Origin of the sequence: Pseudomonas sp. NPDC090208 (assembly GCF_044746785.1) — a bacterium.
In the GTDB taxonomy this organism is placed as follows: Bacteria; Pseudomonadota; Gammaproteobacteria; order Pseudomonadales; family Pseudomonadaceae; genus Aquipseudomonas.
This window is the reverse complement of the sequence record NZ_JBIVCU010000004.1, coordinates 336,569-352,447: the sequence shown is the minus strand read 5'-3', so window position 1 is coordinate 352,447 and position 15,879 is coordinate 336,569. Positions and strand designations below refer to the sequence as shown.

General features: G+C 62.6%; 12 protein-coding genes. 4 read left to right on the top strand and 8 right to left on the bottom strand.

What is annotated here, in order from left to right:
- Positions 1-18: 18 nt before the first annotated feature.
- Genes ACIPL0_RS09915 through ACIPL0_RS09905 form a run of 3 tightly spaced genes read right to left on the bottom strand, consistent with a single transcriptional unit; the run spans position 19 to position 2,714 of the window.
- Positions 19-813, bottom strand: a complete 795-nt coding sequence (locus tag ACIPL0_RS09915) for an ABC transporter permease (RefSeq protein ID WP_400599888.1) — start codon at positions 811-813, stop codon at positions 19-21.
- 3 nt (positions 814-816) lie between these two features.
- The gene (locus ACIPL0_RS09910) at positions 817-1,689 is read right to left on the bottom strand and encodes an ABC transporter permease (RefSeq protein WP_400599890.1); all 873 of its coding nucleotides are present in this window, start codon (positions 1,687-1,689) and stop codon (positions 817-819) included.
- Positions 1,686-2,714 (bottom strand): ABC transporter ATP-binding protein, encoded by a 1,029-nt coding sequence (locus tag ACIPL0_RS09905; protein WP_400599892.1) that lies wholly within the window; start codon positions 2,712-2,714, stop codon positions 1,686-1,688. The genes ACIPL0_RS09910 and ACIPL0_RS09905 overlap by 4 nt, the downstream gene beginning before the upstream one ends.
- 249 nt (positions 2,715-2,963) lie before the next feature.
- Here ACIPL0_RS09905 and ACIPL0_RS09900 point away from each other — a divergent pair, with 249 nt between their 5' ends.
- On the top strand, positions 2,964-3,800 hold the full coding sequence (locus tag ACIPL0_RS09900; RefSeq protein WP_400599894.1) for an IclR family transcriptional regulator: 837 nt from the start codon (positions 2,964-2,966) through the stop codon (positions 3,798-3,800).
- Positions 3,801-4,896: 1,096 nt separating this feature from the next.
- Here ACIPL0_RS09900 and ACIPL0_RS09895 read toward each other — a convergent pair.
- The 4 genes from ACIPL0_RS09895 to ACIPL0_RS09880 all read right to left on the bottom strand — a co-directional run bounded on the left by ACIPL0_RS09895 (position 4,897) and on the right by ACIPL0_RS09880 (position 10,652).
- Positions 4,897-6,342, bottom strand: a complete 1,446-nt coding sequence (locus ACIPL0_RS09895) for a curlin (RefSeq protein WP_400599896.1) — start codon at positions 6,340-6,342, stop codon at positions 4,897-4,899.
- Between the two features lie 43 nt (positions 6,343-6,385).
- Positions 6,386-6,880, bottom strand: coding sequence for a curlin (locus ACIPL0_RS09890; protein WP_400599898.1), 495 nt, complete (start codon positions 6,878-6,880; stop codon positions 6,386-6,388).
- A 79-nt stretch (positions 6,881-6,959) separates the two neighbouring features.
- Complete coding sequence (locus tag ACIPL0_RS09885) at positions 6,960-9,218, bottom strand: Ig-like domain-containing protein (RefSeq protein ID WP_400599900.1); 2,259 nt, start codon at positions 9,216-9,218, stop codon at positions 6,960-6,962.
- A gap of 36 nt (positions 9,219-9,254) precedes the next feature.
- A complete protein-coding gene (locus ACIPL0_RS09880; RefSeq protein ID WP_400599902.1) occupies positions 9,255-10,652 on the bottom strand; it encodes a hypothetical protein in 1,398 nt (465 codons plus the stop codon).
- Positions 10,653-11,171: 519 nt separating this feature from the next.
- On the opposite strand from ACIPL0_RS09880, the gene ACIPL0_RS09875 reads away from it, so the two are divergent.
- The 3 genes from ACIPL0_RS09875 to ACIPL0_RS09865 all read left to right on the top strand — a co-directional run bounded on the left by ACIPL0_RS09875 (position 11,172) and on the right by ACIPL0_RS09865 (position 14,630).
- Positions 11,172-12,605 (top strand): sensor histidine kinase, encoded by a 1,434-nt coding sequence (locus ACIPL0_RS09875; RefSeq protein ID WP_400599989.1) that lies wholly within the window; start codon positions 11,172-11,174, stop codon positions 12,603-12,605.
- Between the two features lie 10 nt (positions 12,606-12,615).
- Positions 12,616-14,055: a sigma-54-dependent transcriptional regulator gene (locus ACIPL0_RS09870; RefSeq protein WP_400599904.1), complete on the top strand. Its 1,440-nt coding sequence runs from the start codon at positions 12,616-12,618 to the stop codon at positions 14,053-14,055.
- Between the two features lie 104 nt (positions 14,056-14,159).
- Positions 14,160-14,630 (top strand): Dps family protein, encoded by a 471-nt coding sequence (locus ACIPL0_RS09865; RefSeq protein ID WP_400599906.1) that lies wholly within the window; start codon positions 14,160-14,162, stop codon positions 14,628-14,630.
- Positions 14,631-14,929: 299 nt separating this feature from the next.
- Here ACIPL0_RS09865 and ACIPL0_RS09860 read toward each other — a convergent pair whose 3' ends face one another.
- Entirely contained in the window at positions 14,930-15,784 is an 855-nt protein-coding gene (locus tag ACIPL0_RS09860; RefSeq protein WP_400599908.1) for an NAD(P)H-binding protein, read from the bottom strand.
- Between the last annotated feature and the right edge of the window lie 95 nt (positions 15,785-15,879).

The window sequence follows — 15,879 nt, the reverse complement described above, 5'->3', positions numbered from 1 at the left end:
CGATCAGGCTCGGTTTCATCAGTGACGCCCCACCAGCACGCGGTCCAGGCCATAGACCCGATCGAGAATGATCATGGTCACGGCGGTCAGGGCGATCACCAGCGCCGACACGGCGGCCATCATCGGGTCGATGGACTCGGTGGCATACACGTACATGCGCACCGGCAGGGTCTGGGTCGACGGCGAGGTGACGAAGATCGACAGAGTCACTTCGTCGAAACTGTTGATGAACGCCAGCAGCCAGCCACCGGCCACGCCGGGCAGAATCATCGGCAGGGTGATGCGACTGAACAGGGTGAAGCGATTGGCGCCCAGCGACTCGGCGGCCTGTTCGGCGCTGCGGTCCATGCCGATGGCGGCGGCAATCACCAGGCGCAACACGTACGGCGTGATCACCAGCACATGGGCAAACATCAGCCAGACGAAGCTGCCGTTGACGCCCATCAGGGCGAACAGGCGCAGCATCGCCACGCCCAGCACCAGATGCGGAATGATGATCGGCGAGAGGAACAGGCCATTGAGAAAGTCGCGGCCGGGAAAGCGGTAGCGGGTGATCGCCAGCGCCGCCGGCACCGCGATCAGCGTCGCCAGGGTGGCGGCGACGGCGGCCAGGATCAGGCTGTTATAAAAAGCCTGAATGAAATCGGCGCGCTCGAACACCGCTTCGAACCAGCGCAGGGAGAAACCGTCCCACGGCAGGCTCAGGGTGTTTTCCGGGGTAAACGCCACCAGACAGACCACCACCAGCGGCGCCAGCATGAACACCACGACCAGCGCGTGAAAGGACAGGGCCAGAGGACCGTTCTTGGACATCAATCATTCCCCCAGGGATTTTTTGTAGCGGTTTTCCACCAGCCGGTTCCACGACAGCATCACCAGCAGGTTGATCAGCAACAGCGCGACAGCGATGGTGGCGCCCATGGGCCAGTTGAGTTCCGAGAGGTACTGGTCGTAGACCACCGTGGCGACCATCTTCAGACGGCGCCCGCCAAGCAGGCCGGGAATGGCGAAGGAACTGGCCGACAGGCCGAACACGATCAGGGTGCCGGACAGCACGCCAGGCATGACCTGCGGCAGCACCACTCGGCGCATCACCGTGGCCTGGCTTGCACCCAGCGACAACGCAGCCTGTTCGGCGGAGCGGTCGAGCTTCTGCAGCGAGGTCCACACCGGGATGATCATGAACGGCAACATGACGTGGACCAGCGCCAGCACCACGGCGAACGGCGTGTAGAGCAGCTTCACCGGGCGCCCGCCAAGGGCCTGGATTGCCTGGTTGACCAGACCGTCGGCGCCGAGCAGCAGGCTCCAGCCGAAGGCGCGAACCACCACGGAAATCAGCAGCGGAGTGAGGATCAGGATCAGAAAGATCGAGCGCCACGGCGTGCCCATGCGGCTGAGGATGTAGGCCTCGGGCACACCGATCAGCACGCACAGCAACGTCACCAGCGCACTGATCCAGAAGGTGCGAAAAAAGATCTCGTAGAAGTACGAATCGGTGACCAGATTCAGGTACTGAGCGAAGGTCCAGGCATCGCCCTTGACCCCGACTTCATAGTCGAACACGTTGAACGACAGCACCAGGGTCAACAGCAATGGCAACACCAGCAGGCTGACAAAAAGCGCCAGCGCCGGGGTCGACAACAGATAGCCGCGACCGCTGTCGCGCAACAGGCTTGCACTGCTCATGCCGGCACCTCGTCGGCGTGCAGCACGCGCAGCAGTTCCGACGGCCAGTCCAGGCCCACCGCCATGCCTTCATTGAGCGGCGCGTCGCCATTGTTGCGGCGCACCACGGTCAACTCGCCGATCGGTGTTTCGATGCGGTACAGCCACTGGCTGCCGAGGAAATAGCGGGTGATGACCCGGCCTTGCAGACGGCCTTCACCGGCGTGCAGCAGGTCGATCTTTTCCGGGCGCAGGCTCAGGCTCAATTCGCCGTCACCGTGCTGCTGACGGATCTGCACCTGGCCTGCGTGATCGCGGTCGCCGCGCAACAGGTTGGCCTTGCCGACGAAATCGGAAATGAAGCGCGTGCGCGGGTGTTCGTAGAGCTTGTACGGCTCGTCGATCTGGGTGATGCGCCCGGCCTGCATGACCACCACGCGGTCGCTGATCGACAGCGCTTCGGCCTGATCGTGGGTGACCATCAGGGTGGTGATGCCGACTTCACGCTGAATGCGGCGGATCTCGAACTGCATTTCTTCGCGCAGGTTGGCGTCGAGGTTGGACAGCGGCTCGTCGAGCAGCAACACCGGCGGCTCGATCACCAGTGCCCTGGCCAGCGCCACACGCTGACGCTGGCCGCCAGACAGCTCACGCGGGTAGCGCTCGGCGTGGCGATCCAGACGCACCAGTTCCAGCACCCGGGAAACGCGCTTCTGGATATCGTCGTTCGCCACCTTGCGCATCTTCAGGCCGAAGGCAACGTTGTCGCGCACAGTCATGTGCGGGAACAGCGCGTAGGACTGAAACACCACGCCCAGGCCACGGCTGGCGGGTTTGGCGTGAGTGATGTCGCGTCCATCGAGGAGGATGCGCCCGGAGGTGACGTCGACGAAGCCGGCGATCATTTGCAGGGTGGTGGTCTTGCCGCAGCCGGAAGGGCCGAGCAGGGAAACGAATTCGCCTTTGGCCACCGACAGATCGGTGGCGACCACTGCGTCGGTTGCGCCGTAGCGCTTGCACAGTGCCTGGAGCTGAAGAAAAGCCATGACTGCTTCCACCTTTGTTGTCGTGCATGCCGTGGCATGCGTTTTTTGTGGGCAGATGCGAAAAGAGAAAACGTGCGTGTGGTGCCTGGACGCTGGCGCTCGATCGGTGTCGGCTGCCGCTGTTATTCAAATCGCCCTGTGGACTGATCCTAGGCCGAAGAATAGGATGGGCTCAACGAGGAATTTCACTGAGCGAAGAGTATTTTCAAGTTTATTCATTCAGTGGATTGAACAAGGAAATAGTAAAAAATGAATTCCACTGAACGGAATAAAGCGGAAAAAGAAACAGGCGTCGGTGCAGTGTCGCGGCTGTTCGCCGTACTGCGTTGCCTGGGCGATTGCCCGGAGGGTGGCGAGCGGGTCACCCAGGTGGCACAGCGGGTCGGCCTGTCGCAACCGACCACCCACCGCTTGCTGCGCAGCCTGATGGACGAGGGCATGGTCGAGCAGGATGCGCGCAGCAAGCGCTATCGGCTGAGCCTGGAGTTCTTCGCCCTGGCGGCGAAGGCCGGGCAGTCCGGCAACCTGCGCGATGTGGTGCGGCCGAGTCTGTTGCGCTTGTCGGCGTCGCTGGGCGATTCGTTGTTCTTGCTGGCGCGCAGTGGGTTTGACGCGGTGTGCCTGGACCGCAGCGAAGGGCCGTATCCGATCCGCACCTTCACCGGCGACATCGGCGGGCGCGTGGCACTGGGCGTGGGGCAGGGCAGCCTGGCGATCCTGGCCTTCCTGCCGGAAGAAGAGCGCGACACGGTGATCCGTTACAACCTGCCACGGCTGCGGGATTTCCACCTGTACGACGAAGTGATGCTGCGCTCGGAAATCGACAATGTGCGTCGTCTGGGCTATGCCGCGCGCAACACTGGCGTGCTCGAAGGCATGGCCGGTCTGGCCGTGCCCATTCTCGACCGCGAAGGCCGTGCCGTGGCGGCTCTCAGCGTGGCCACCATCAGCGACCGCCTCAACGCCGAACGCATGCCCACCGTGGTGGAACTGCTCAAACGTGAAGCCTCGGCCATCAGCCAGAAAATCAACCCCTTCGACCCGGTACTGCGCCGGCCTTCACAGGTGTTCGGGCAGAAGGGGTGATTGTTCGGCTGATGGCGGTGGGTCAGACACATGTTCGTTGACTGATCCGACGCCATCGCGAGCAGAGCTCCCTCCCACAAGGTTCTGGGGGGGCTGGCAAATTCCAGCATGCCGGCAGAGCCTGTAGCCGTCCGGCTTGCTGGCGTCAGCAGTCTTGAAACCGTCACCGCCAGCAAGCCACACCACTGAACCCATGTGGGAGCTGGCAGATTTCATCAAGCCGGACTGCTACGGGGCTTTTGATTTTGATCTGGGGCCTCGTCCCAGAAGGCCGAACGCAGGCAATGCGCAGTGGCGCCGAGCGGCATGGATGCCGCGAGAGCCGCGTGGGCCATGGATGGCCCATTCGCGGCGTGCCCACGGAGTGTCGCCGGAGTGAGGGAACACCGAGCATTAGCGAGGTGTCATATGGCGGGGTAAAAAGCCCTTGGCTGCCTCTTGAAACAGAGAGGGGGGCTTTTCCAAGTAACTCGCCGCCAGGCGAAACAAGGCTGCGTTAGCAGCTAAAGCGTCAGGCCAGACACACCGAGTGCACAGGATTTACGACGACTGCGTCGCCGATCGCAGGGCAAGCCAGCTCCTACAGGTACAGCGCAAAACCACCCGTAGCAGTCCGGCTTGCCGGCGGAGGCGATCTTGAAGACGCCTTCGCGGGCGAGCCCGCTCCCACAGGGAGTGTGTGTTTCGCCGGCTTTTGATCTGGCTTTTGATTTTGATGTTGGGGCCCCGTCCCAGAAGGCCGAACGCAGGCGATGTGGAGTGGCGCCGAGCGGCATGGATGCCGCGAGAGCCGCGTTGGGCCATGGATGGCCCATTCGCGGCGGGCCCGCGGAGCGTCGCCGGAGTGAGGGAACACCGAGCCTAGGCGAGGTGCCGTATGGCGGGGTAGAGAGCCCTTGGTTACTTGGGGCTCTTCCAAGTAACTCGCCGCCAGGCGAAACCAAGTTGCGTTAGCAGCTACAGCTATCAGCCAGATAAACCGAGTGCACAGGTTTTACGACGAGTGCCTCGCCGATCGCGGGCAAGCGCGCTCCTACGTCGGCTACAGCCATAAAAAAGCCGCCTTGCGGCGGCTCTTCAACGGTACGACACAACCTCAACGCTGATTCACGGTCGCCGTGTTGCTGTTGCCGATCTGCGTCACACTGGCCGCCTGATTGGTCGCACTCTGAGTGACCGTCGCCGTGTTCAGATTACCGCTCTGAGTCACATACGCGACGTTGTAACTGTCAGACTGCTTCAGGGTGATCAGGTTGGAATCGCCGTTCTGCGAAGTGTACGACTGGTTGTCGCTGCCCGACTGCGTCAGATCGGTGGTGTTGCCGTTGCCGAAACTGGTGCCCTGAGCGTAGTTGCTGTCGCCACGCTGATCGGCGATCAGAATGTTGTCGCTACCGTTCTGCTCAAAGTACAGCTCGTTGTAGTTGTCGTCCTGCGTGACCTTGGCATCGTTGCGCGCGCCGCCGCCCTGTTTCAGGTTGGTCAGGTTGGCGTTGCCTTTCTGGGTCAGGTTGATGGCGTTGTTCTGGCCGCTCTGATTGAGGAACGCGGTCTGGTTGGTACCGAACTGACCACCCAGCCGTGCGCCGTCATACTCGCTGGCCTGCACCTTGTTGCCGGAGCCGTAAGCCACCGACGTCAGGTTGTGCCCGCTGCCGGCCTGGGAACTGAACAGCAGGTGATCCTGACCGTTCTGGGTGACCGTGGTGGTGGCATTGTTGACGTTCCACTGCACCACACTGGCCGCGTTGCGGTCGCCCCACTGATTGATGGTGCCCAGGTTGTTGAAACCGTTGAGCTGGTCGACCACGCCTTCGTTCCAGTTGCCGGTCTGGGTAACGGTCGAATGGCTGTTGGTCTGGTTGTCCTGGAACATCTGCGCGGTGTTGAACTGGCCGTACTGATCGACATTGATCGAGCCGCCATTGCCGTTGCGCTGTTCGGCATAGGCATAGTTGCCCTGGCCGTCCTGATAGAGATTGATCTGGCCGTTGAGGTGGCCGAGCTGTTCGGTGTAAGCCTGGTTGGCATCGCCGCGCTGGGTGATCTGCGCATTGTTGCCGGTGCCGCCGTACAACTGCTCGGCGGTCGCCGAGTTGTTGTTGCCGCTCTGGTCGGTGTTGATGGTGCTGCCGTACTGGTTGTCCTGGAAGGCAAAGGTGAAGTTGCCGTCGCCGGACTGGTGGGTGGTGATCTGGTTGTTCTGGCCCAGCGACTGACTGGCGTGGGTGTTGTTGCGCTGGTCGTTCTGGCGCTGGGTGATCTTGCTGGACTGTTCCTGAATCTGCTCGCCATAGGCGCCGTTCTGGTTGCCCTGCTGTTGCTGATCGATCTGTGAATCGGTGGTTTCCTGGTAGGCGGCGGTGTCGTTGCCATTACCGATCTGCACTTGCTGGACAGAGGCGTAGCTGGCGTCGACCTGCTGGACATCGGCAATGTTGCTGCTTCCGTTCTGGTACTGACTCGAGAGGCTGTTGGCAGCCAGGGCATGGCCGGTGACCATGACCAACACCGCAGCAGCGACAGGGGTAAGTTTAAACATGATGTAGACCTCCTGATGGTAAGTTGCCGAGGTGTCGAGCGCGTCAACGCAGTTGACGAACTTCTACGCTCTGGCCGTTTCCAGACTGAACGATGCTGCTCTGCAGTCCCGTGCCTGTCTGTTCGATGCTGGCGCTGTTGTTGGCGCCCTTTTGCGTAATCGCTGCCTGGTTGTTGGAGCCGTTCTGGCTGATCCAGGCCTGGTTGCCGTTGCCCTGCTGGTTGATGGACGCCATGAGGTCCTCGCCCTGTTGCAGGATGTAGGCTTCCTGAGCACTGCCGACCTGAACGATGTTGCCCAGCAACGATGTGCCGTTCTGCGTCAGCACGGCGATGTTGGCCGACCCTTGCTGCAGGATCGTCGCGCGCTGACCGCTGATGACACTCCCAGGCAGGCTGATCGGGGCATCGCCCAGTTCTGACCCGCCACCCAACTCGTCGCCCCCGGTCAGCTCGTCGGCGTGGGCCGACAGGCTGGACAGGCCAAGCACCAACAGCAGGGCGGTGCAGTACAACGAAAGGCAGTGACGGACTGACATGGTGTTCTCCTGTCCCGCTGGCCTTGACGGCGGGGGACCGTGCCCCGCCTGCGCTTTCACACAGACGGGGCGGTTTGCATCAACGAACGGTGATCGGCAGTGTGCGCACCGTGCCTTTGGACGAAGTCGCCGTGGCAGTCGGGTTGGTGGCCCGTGGTGCGATGGTGTTCACCACCGAACTTCTCCAGCGACCGGTCACCGGTACGGTCACCCGATCCAGCTCTTGCACGCCGGTCGGTGTGGTCACCGTGATCACGATGGTGTTGCCGGTGGTCACCGAGCTGGTGCCCGAGATGTCCCAACTGAACAGCGCGCCACCGCCACGGGTCTGTACCGCTGCCGAGGTGATGGTCAGGGTCTCGTTACCCGCTGGTGGTGCTGTGACCGAGACGCTGACCGTGGCAGGGGTCGACAGGGCTCCGAAGGAGTCCGCGGCCTGGTAGGTGAACGTTGCGGTGAACGGCGCCGTGATGGTGGCTGGTGGCGTGTAGGTCACGGTGGTGCCGTTGGTGGTCACGGTGCCGCGGCCGACCGCTGGCTGGGTCAGGTTGTTCACGGTCAGCGGCACGTTGCCTTCAGGGTCGGTGTCGTTGGCCAGCACAGTGAGTACCAGCGGGCTGCCTGCCAGGGTGGCACCGGTATCGTTGCCTGCAACCGGTGGACGGTTAGGCGTGACGGTGACACTCACGGTCGCAGCCGAAGTCGATTTCAACCCTTTGCTGTCCACGGCCTTGTAGGTGAAGGTCGCGGTGAGCGGTGCGTTGACCACGGCTGGCGGTGTGTAGACGATCGACGTGGTGCCGTTCAGGGCGACGGTGCCTTGCCCGGTAGCCGGTTGGGTCAGGTCGCTGATGGTCAGCGGTGTATCGCCGTCCGGATCGCTGTCGTTGGTCAGCACGTTGAGGGTCAGCGGTACGCCGAAGCCGGTGCTGCCGGTGTCGTTGACCGCCACAGGTGGCCGGTTTTCACCGTTGTTCGGCGCGGTGCCGAGGACGATGACCGGTTCGGTGTCCACACCGCCGCGAGCCGATTTGACCGTGACGAAGCCAGGTGGCTGATTCAGGTTAGGCACAGTCAACTGCTGGCTGGTGCCGCTCTTGGTCATCGGGCCGAAGCCTTGGGCAATCATGTCGGGCACCGAGGTTTCGTCGCTCGACGTGGCTTCCAGGGTCAGGGTGTGGTTGCTCCAGGTGTACTGGGCCGTGCGGATTTTCACCACGTCGACCAGCTTGGTGGAGACCGCTGTCGGCTTGGTGGTGCCCAGCGGGTTGCTGGCGGTCATGATCACGAACGGTGGCAGCGTCGTGGCCGAATGGGCGACGAAGAAGTTGCCGTTGTTATCGCCGAGCAGGTTGAACTGGCAAGGGCTGGCCGGTGTGCCCGGCACCAGTGCCAGGGTTTCCCGGTAGCACAGCGTGGAGCTGTTCGGGGATGAGGCGAACAGCTCCACGCGAGTGCCCGCGGCATTGCGGCTGTAGGTGCCGCGTCTGACTTCGACCGGGGTCTGCACGCGAGGGTCGCGAACCTTGCCGCTGACGGTGAAGAGGTTCTGGATCAGCGTGCCGGCAGGGCCTTCGATTTTCACGAAGTTGGTGCCGAACGGGCTGCCCGTCACCGTTTCGGTGATGTTCGGGTCGCCAATATAGGTATTGACGGAACCGGTCTCCGGATCGATCTCGGTGTAGGGGCCGCCGACGCCTTTGACCCATGGGCCGATATTGCCGGCGAGGGCGCCGGTGAAATCGCCAGGGGCACCGATGCCGATGTCGCGGGTCAGGTTGATCGCCCGCCGGCCGGTGGTGGTGACGTTGAAGGTTTCCACGCCGTAAGGGTGGGTCACGGTGTAGGTGCCCGGCCGGTTGGCGGGAATGTCGATACGCATGCGGATGCGCGCGAAGCTCTGTTGCGAACCGTCGCTGGGCGGATCGGTGGCGAAGGCGGCTTCGACGCCTGCGGTGTAGATCTCCAGGCCGTAACCGGCAATCGGGCTGACGTTGGATTTCAGCTGCGCCTGCAGCAGATACCAGAACATTTCGTCAGGGAAGTTATCCGGGAAGACCATCGGAAATGCGTCGTCGTAGATACCGGGAACGGCACCGAGCGTACACATGTAGGCCGGTGGCACGGCGGCGGCGACCCGGGAACTCACGGCGCGCGACTGGCACAGTTCCAGCTCGCGACCCTGTACCGGATCGGCGAGGTCTCTGTACCACTGCGGGAAACGTCCTGTGGCGACGGTGTAGGGGCCAGGGTCCACCGAATCAAGGGCGGCGTACGCCGACCCGCTGACTGCGATGAGACTCATGGCGCCGAAAATCAGACTTGGCCAACTGTTCATGTTGCCTCCAGATTCGAGTGCAAGGAGTGGTTGCGATCAGGGAACGATCACCACTTCTTCGGTATCGCTGCCGCCGTTGGACGAGGTCACCGTGACTTTGGCTGGCGGGATCGGCGAGATGCCGGTCGTCAGGGTCTTGGTCGCGTCGCCGCTGAGCGTGCCGATGGCGCCGCCGGAACTGCCGGTCGCCGTCAACGTGACCGCGCTGGTGGCGTCACTGGTGGTGGCGGTCAGGCTCAGTTGGCCGTTGCCCAGGCTGTACGTGGCGTTGGTGATGGTCACCAGGTCCGTCAGCGCATGGGGCACCGTGGTCGGCGTGCTGGTCGGAATCGCCAGGTGGTTGTCGGCGGTGACCTGCACGCTGGTCGGCAGCACGCTGGGGTTGGCCGTGGACTGGCCGTACCAGCTGCCGGTGGCATTGGCTTCGGTCATGGCGATGGTGGCGTTATCGGTGTCGACATACTGGGCAGTGCCCGGTGGTGGCGGGGCCAGGGCGAACACGTCTTCCTGGGCCTGAACACCGGTGCTGCCGGTGCCGCCGGTCTTGCGCGAGTAGGTGGCGCGCTGGACCACGGCCGGGGTTGGCCGCACGACCGTGGACAGCTTGCCGGTAATGCCGAACACGTCGGTGCGCACATCGAGGCCGTTGGGGCCCTGAACGCGAACGTAGTTGGTATTGAACGGGCTGCCGGTGACCTGCTCGGTCAGGTTGGGGTCGCCGATGTATTGCGAAGCGGTCCCCGTGACCGGATCGGTTTCGGTGTAAGGGCCGTTGACGCTGCGCAGGAACGGCCCGACATCGCCGGCCAGGGCGCCGGTGAACACGCCCGGGGAGGTGATGCCGATGTCCCGGGTCAGGTTGATGGCCTTGATGCCGTTGGCGCCGCCGTTGCCATTACCGTTGCCGTTCGGCACGGGAGGGTCGACGGTGAACACTTCAACCCCGTAAGGGTGGGTGATGGTGTAGACGCCGGGCGCCGCGTTCATGCGGATACGGATCCGCGCGAAGCTGATCTGATCGTTCGGTGCCGGGTCACCACCGCCGAACGCCGCTTCCAGCGCGGCGGTGTATTTCAGATTCAGTGTGGTGGCGCCTGCCGTCGGGATCGCCGCATCCGCGAGGAACCAGAAGGCTTCATCGGGGAAGTTGGTGGGGAAGACCATCGGCTGGGTGTCGTCGAACACGCCGGCGGTGACCGCCAGGGTGCACATGTACGATGGCACGCCAGGGGTAGAGGGCACCCGGGAACTCAGTGCCTTGCCCAGGCACAGGTCAAGCGTGCGACCGTGAGTATCCTGATACCACTGGGCGAAGTTACCGTTTTGCGGACTGTAGGGTCCCTGATCGACCGCAAACAGAGCGGCCTGGGCTGAACCGTGCACGGCTGCGATCAGCGACAGCAGGGTGACGGCTTGGGTCAATTTGCTGGGCATTTGTTTTCCCTCTCGCAATGAACCGGGCCTCTGGCGTGGGTAGGACAAGAGCGTCGGTTCCAGGAGGCTGAGGGGGCCAGCGCAACATCTGTACCAGATCTTCGGCGCGCCGCTGCAGGCCACGGCCAACAAGGCTTCCAGCGATCAGGACAAAAAAATGCGGGGGCGTTGCGCAGGTGAAACAGCGGGGGACAGTGGGGCGCTCTCCCCAGAGTTGGGGGAACCGCGTGGGGAGTTTCAGGGCTGGTGGCGGGGTAGAAACGGGTGTAGCGATGTGTTGGGAGCGGTTCTCAACGCTGTCGGACGGACGGCGGCAGAATGAAAAAGTTCCGGTTTTTTCGGGAAACTTCCTTGCCTATCAGGGACTAAGCGCCAGACGGTCAGTGTGGGTGATATCGCTGTGATATCAGTCGCGTAAAGCCCGGATGAAATGTCGCTATCGTTTAGCCACGGCTTGCGCTATACCGACTCTAAAAAGTGACCAGGATGGCTGTCATGGGATCCATAGGGCGCAACGACATGCTGACTCAGGCCAGCATAAAAGAACTCGAAAAACCGCCAAGGCCACAATTCAATCTGCTGCGCTGGTTCTCCATCGTCAGCTTGCTGGTGATCGCCTCGGTGGCCATCGGGCTGGGGCTGATCTCCACCCGTTTCGTCGTCAGCGAAGCGGTGCAGCGCGATTCCCTGCTGACCTCGCAGTTCGTCCACGCCATCGGCCCGACGGAGATTCGCCACGCCGATATCCCGTCGCGCTACACCATGGGCCAGTTGCTCGACACCCGTGCCGACATCCCGCTGGCCGACGTCGACCCGGAAGTGCGGCGCAAGGCCCGCGACGAGTTTCTCGACCATATTTCGTCACTGCCCGACGCCTTGCTGGTCAACGTCTACGCACCGGACCGGGTGATCATCTGGTCGACCAATCCGGCCCTGATCGGCAAATCCATCCTCGGCAACGAAGACCTGGAAGCTGCGTTCAATTCGCGTCAGCGCACCGGCAGCGCCCACCATGAAAACCAGCGTCGGCAGAACGAACAGAAGTTCCTCAACCCGCCGGATTACCTGTTCATCGAGAACTACATCCCGCTGTTCGACGCCGAAGAAAAGGACGTGCTGGCCATCGTCGAAATCTATAAGGAGCCCAAGGACCTGATCGCCAGTATCGAGCGCGGCTACGTGGTGATCTGGGTCTCCACCGGGCTGGGCGGCATGCTTATTTATCTGGGCCTGTTCTGGATCGTGCGGCGCGCCTCCAAGCTGCTGGAATTCCAGCAACGCCAGTTGATCAACAGCGAGAAATTCGCCGCCCTCGGCGAGATGTCCTCGGCGGTGGCCCACAGCCTGCGCAACCCGCTGGCGACCATCCGTTCCAGTGCCGAGCTGGCGCTGGAAGTGGTCGACCCGGCTGCACAGAAAAACATCAACGACATCATCAGCCAGGTCGACCGTATGTCGAAGTGGGTCCGGGAATTGCTTCTGTCCCTGCGGCCCATCAGCGGCGAGTCGGAAGCGGTGGATCTGGTGTCGTGCGTACATGATGTGCTGCAGTCCTACGAACAGCAGATCCGGCGGGCCAATATCAGCGTCGAGTTCTCCCCGCAGGAGGTGCCGATGGTGGTCAGCCAGCGCATTTTGCTGGCGCAGATTCTCAACAGCCTGATGTCCAACGCCATCGAAGCGATGGCCAAAGACGGCAAGCTGAAGATCGAGATTGTGCCCGAGCCTGCCAGCGGCCGGGTTTACCTGACGGTGGCAGACAACGGCAAAGGCATGTCCCGGCAACAGGAGGCCATGGTGTTCAAACCGTTTTTCACCACCAAACAGGGTGGGCTGGGCGTTGGCCTGGTGCTGGTCAAGCGGATCATGGAGCGTTTCTCCGGCAAGGTCTCACTGACCAGCCGCGAGCAGGAAGGCACCCGTGTGAAATTGACGTTCAAAATTGCAACGTGAGGGGGACGCGATGGAGCACAGCATACTGGTGGTCGAGGATGACGAGCTGCTGGCCAACAATATCCAGACGTACCTGGAGCGTCGGGATTTCGAGGCGCGGGTCTGTCATTCCGCCGAGGAGGCTCTGGAAGCGCTGCAGAACTGGCGTCCGGACGTGGTGCTGACCGACAACTCGCTGCCCGGCATGAGCGGCCACGAGCTGATCAATGCGCTCAAGGAAAGCGCGCCGGACCTCAAGCTGATCATGATGACCGGCTACGGCAACATCGAAGACGCGGTCACGGCGATGAAGGAGGGGGCCTTTCATTACCTGACCAAACCGGTGGCGCTGCCCGAACTCAAGCTGTTGCTGGACAAGGCGCTGGCCGCCGAACGCATGGAGCGCACGCTGTCGTTCTATCAGGACCGCGAAGCCAAGCATTCCGGGTTGCAGGCGCTAATCGGCGACTCCCCGGCGATGATGGGGGTCAAGAGCGTCATCACCCAGTTGCTCGATGCCGAAACTCGCATGACCAGCAACGATTTGCCACCGGTACTGGTGGAAGGCGAAACCGGCACCGGCAAGGAACTGGTCGCCCGGGCCCTGCATTTCGACGGACCCCGGGCCAAGGGGCCGTTCGTGGAATTCAACTGTGCGTCGATCCCGGCGCACTTGATCGAAGCCGAACTGTTCGGCCATGAAAAGGGCGCCTTCACCGACGCCAAGGATCGCCGTACCGGGCTGGTCGAAGCGGCCGACGGCGGCACGTTGTTCCTCGACGAAGTCGGCGAAATGGACCTGCTGCTGCAGGCCAAGCTGCTCAAACTGCTGGAAGATCGCACCGTGCGGCGCATCGGCTCGGTCAAGGAGCGCAAGGTCGACCTGCGCATCATCAGTGCCACCAACTGCAACCTCGAACAGATGGTGCAGCAAGGCAAATTCCGCCGCGACTTGTTCTTCCGCCTGCGCATCATCTCCATCAAGGTGCCGCGCCTGCAGGCCCGTGGCGAAGACGTGATCCGCCTGGCCCGGCATTTCCTGCAGACCCACGGCAAGCGCTACGGCAAGAGCGACCTGTATTTCAGCAGCGAGTCCGAGCACCTGCTGCGCAGTTATAACTGGCCGGGCAACGTGCGCGAGTTGCGCAACATGCTCGAACAGACCGTGCTGCTGACCCAGAACAATTGCATCGCGCCGCATCAACTGGGCCTGTGCATGAGCCTGATGGACGAGCCGATGATGGCGCAGGCGGCGTTCACCCCGGCCTTCACCCCGCAGCCGCCATCCCTGGGCGACGACATGGGCAGCATGAACCTGCCGGAAGTGGAAAACGAAATGGTGCGCAAGGTGCTCGACAAGACCGACTGGAATGTCACCAAGTCGGCGCGCCTGCTGGGCCTGACCCGCGACATGCTGCGCTACCGCATCGACAAACTCGGCCTGACCCGGCCGGACCGCACCCAGTCATAGCCAGCGTCGATGACGGCGATTGCCAGCGGTGATTTCCGCCGCTGGTCGGCGCTCCCTACAATCGGTTTCACACAGAGAAACCAGACCAAAGGGAGACACTCACCATGGGCATTGAAATCGGTATCAACGAACGGGACCGCGCACAGATCGTCGAAGGGCTGTCGCGGCTGATCTCGGACACCTACGTGCTGTACCTGAAGACCCACAATTTCCACTGGAACGTCACCGGCCCGATGTTCCACACCCTGCACCTGCTGTTCGAGGAGCAGTACACCGAACTGGCCACGGCGGTCGACGCCATCGCCGAACGCATCCGCGCCCTGGGCTTTCCGGCGCCGGGCACTTACTCAACCTATGCGCGCCTGTCGTCGATCAAGGAAGAGCCCGGCGTGCCGGCTGCCGCCGAGATGATCCGGCAACTGGTAGAAGGCCAGGAAGCCGTGACCCGCACCGCTCGCGGCCTGTTCCCGCTGCTTGAACAAGTCAGCGACGAACCCACCGCCGACCTGCTCACCCAGCGCATGCAAGTGCACGAAAAAGCCGCGTGGATGCTGCGTTCGCTGCTGGAGAACTGATTAACCCTCCAACCCCACAGGAGTCCGGCTTGCCGGCGGTGGCGATTTTGAAATCGCTGACGCCGGCAAGCCGGACTGCTTTCGCGACCCTCGTAACCTCGGATTGCTCCCACGGTAAATCGAGATTCACTCATGCGTATGGGCAATCCTCCCACGGGAGGCATGCGGCACTGCAGGATGGGGTGTTGTGCCGACATCTTGCAGCCGACACAGATCCTGTGGGAGGGAGCCCTGCCCGCGAAGGGGCAAGCCCGGTCAACACACTGTTGGCTGACCTGACACTTTATCAGCCCCGACGGCTACCCTCGCGCCAGCAACCCTTGCAGCACGGTTTTCAGACCCACCCGGCCCTTGCGGGGCACGCCTTCGAAACGGATCCATCCCTGATTGAAACCGTCGAGCATCTGCATGCGCGGCAGCGGATTGCTCATGCCCTGAGCCAGAAACAAGGCTTCCCAATCGCGCCGTGGCACGGCCTGTACGGTCACCGGTTGATCGAGCAGTTCCGCCAGGGTGGTGGCGATCTGCTCCGGTGTGACGGCTTGCTCGCCTTCCAGTTCGACGACGCGCTTGCCTAACCAGTGTTCCTGCAACAGCTCGGCGGCCACCCGACCGACGTCGGCGGTGGCGATCATCGGCACCGGCTTGTCCAGTGGTTGCAGGAAGCTCTGGATCACGCCGGTGTCGGTGGCGGGCTGGATGTCCCAAAGGCAGTTCTCCATGAACCAGCCAGGCCGCAGAAAGGTGACGGGCAGGTCCAGCTCGCTCAGGCTGTTCTCCAGCAGTTGCAGCTGGGTGAGCAGGTTGGTCTGGCTGGCCTGCGCGCCGATGGTCGACAGGCAGACGATCTTCTCCGGGCGTGCCGTGGCCAGCGCCGAGTGGAGGTTGGCGATCACCGAACGGGCCTCCGTAAAGCCTTCGGACGGCGAAAAGTTCGGCGGTAACAGCACGAACACCGCGACGCTGTTCTGAAACGCCTGGGTCAGTGCGCGCACGTCATCGACCTCGGCAACGGCCACTTCACAGCCCAGATCCGCCCACGGTTGGCCTTTTTCGTGGCTGCGAACCACCGCGCGGACCGGCTTGCCGGCTGCCAGCAACTGACGTGCGACGGCACCGCCGACTTGCCCTGTAATGCCCATGATGGTGTACATGCGAAATCCTCGATCAGGGCGACAACGCGTCGCCGTTGCAAGAATGCTGCGCCGGTTGCCTGGATTCTCCGATAGCATGAGTGTCATCGCACAAG

What these genes read in the sequence shown, in the direction of transcription:
- ACIPL0_RS09915 (WP_400599888.1), bottom strand. Translation starts at nt 813, where the DNA reads ATGTCCAAGAACGGTCCTCTGGCCCTGTCCTTTCACGCGCTGGTCGTG.
- ACIPL0_RS09910 (WP_400599890.1), bottom strand. Translation starts at nt 1,689, where the DNA reads ATGAGCAGTGCAAGCCTGTTGCGCGACAGCGGTCGCGGCTATCTGTTG.
- ACIPL0_RS09905 (WP_400599892.1), bottom strand. Translation starts at nt 2,714, where the DNA reads ATGGCTTTTCTTCAGCTCCAGGCACTGTGCAAGCGCTACGGCGCAACC.
- ACIPL0_RS09900 (WP_400599894.1), top strand. Translation starts at nt 2,964, where the DNA reads ATGAATTCCACTGAACGGAATAAAGCGGAAAAAGAAACAGGCGTCGGT.
- ACIPL0_RS09895 (WP_400599896.1), bottom strand. Translation starts at nt 6,342, where the DNA reads ATGTTTAAACTTACCCCTGTCGCTGCTGCGGTGTTGGTCATGGTCACC.
- ACIPL0_RS09890 (WP_400599898.1), bottom strand. Translation starts at nt 6,880, where the DNA reads ATGTCAGTCCGTCACTGCCTTTCGTTGTACTGCACCGCCCTGCTGTTG.
- ACIPL0_RS09885 (WP_400599900.1), bottom strand. Translation starts at nt 9,218, where the DNA reads ATGAACAGTTGGCCAAGTCTGATTTTCGGCGCCATGAGTCTCATCGCA.
- ACIPL0_RS09880 (WP_400599902.1), bottom strand. Translation starts at nt 10,652, where the DNA reads ATGCCCAGCAAATTGACCCAAGCCGTCACCCTGCTGTCGCTGATCGCA.
- ACIPL0_RS09875 (WP_400599989.1), top strand. Translation starts at nt 11,172, where the DNA reads ATGCTGACTCAGGCCAGCATAAAAGAACTCGAAAAACCGCCAAGGCCA.
- ACIPL0_RS09870 (WP_400599904.1), top strand. Translation starts at nt 12,616, where the DNA reads ATGGAGCACAGCATACTGGTGGTCGAGGATGACGAGCTGCTGGCCAAC.
- ACIPL0_RS09865 (WP_400599906.1), top strand. Translation starts at nt 14,160, where the DNA reads ATGGGCATTGAAATCGGTATCAACGAACGGGACCGCGCACAGATCGTC.
- ACIPL0_RS09860 (WP_400599908.1), bottom strand. Translation starts at nt 15,784, where the DNA reads ATGTACACCATCATGGGCATTACAGGGCAAGTCGGCGGTGCCGTCGCA.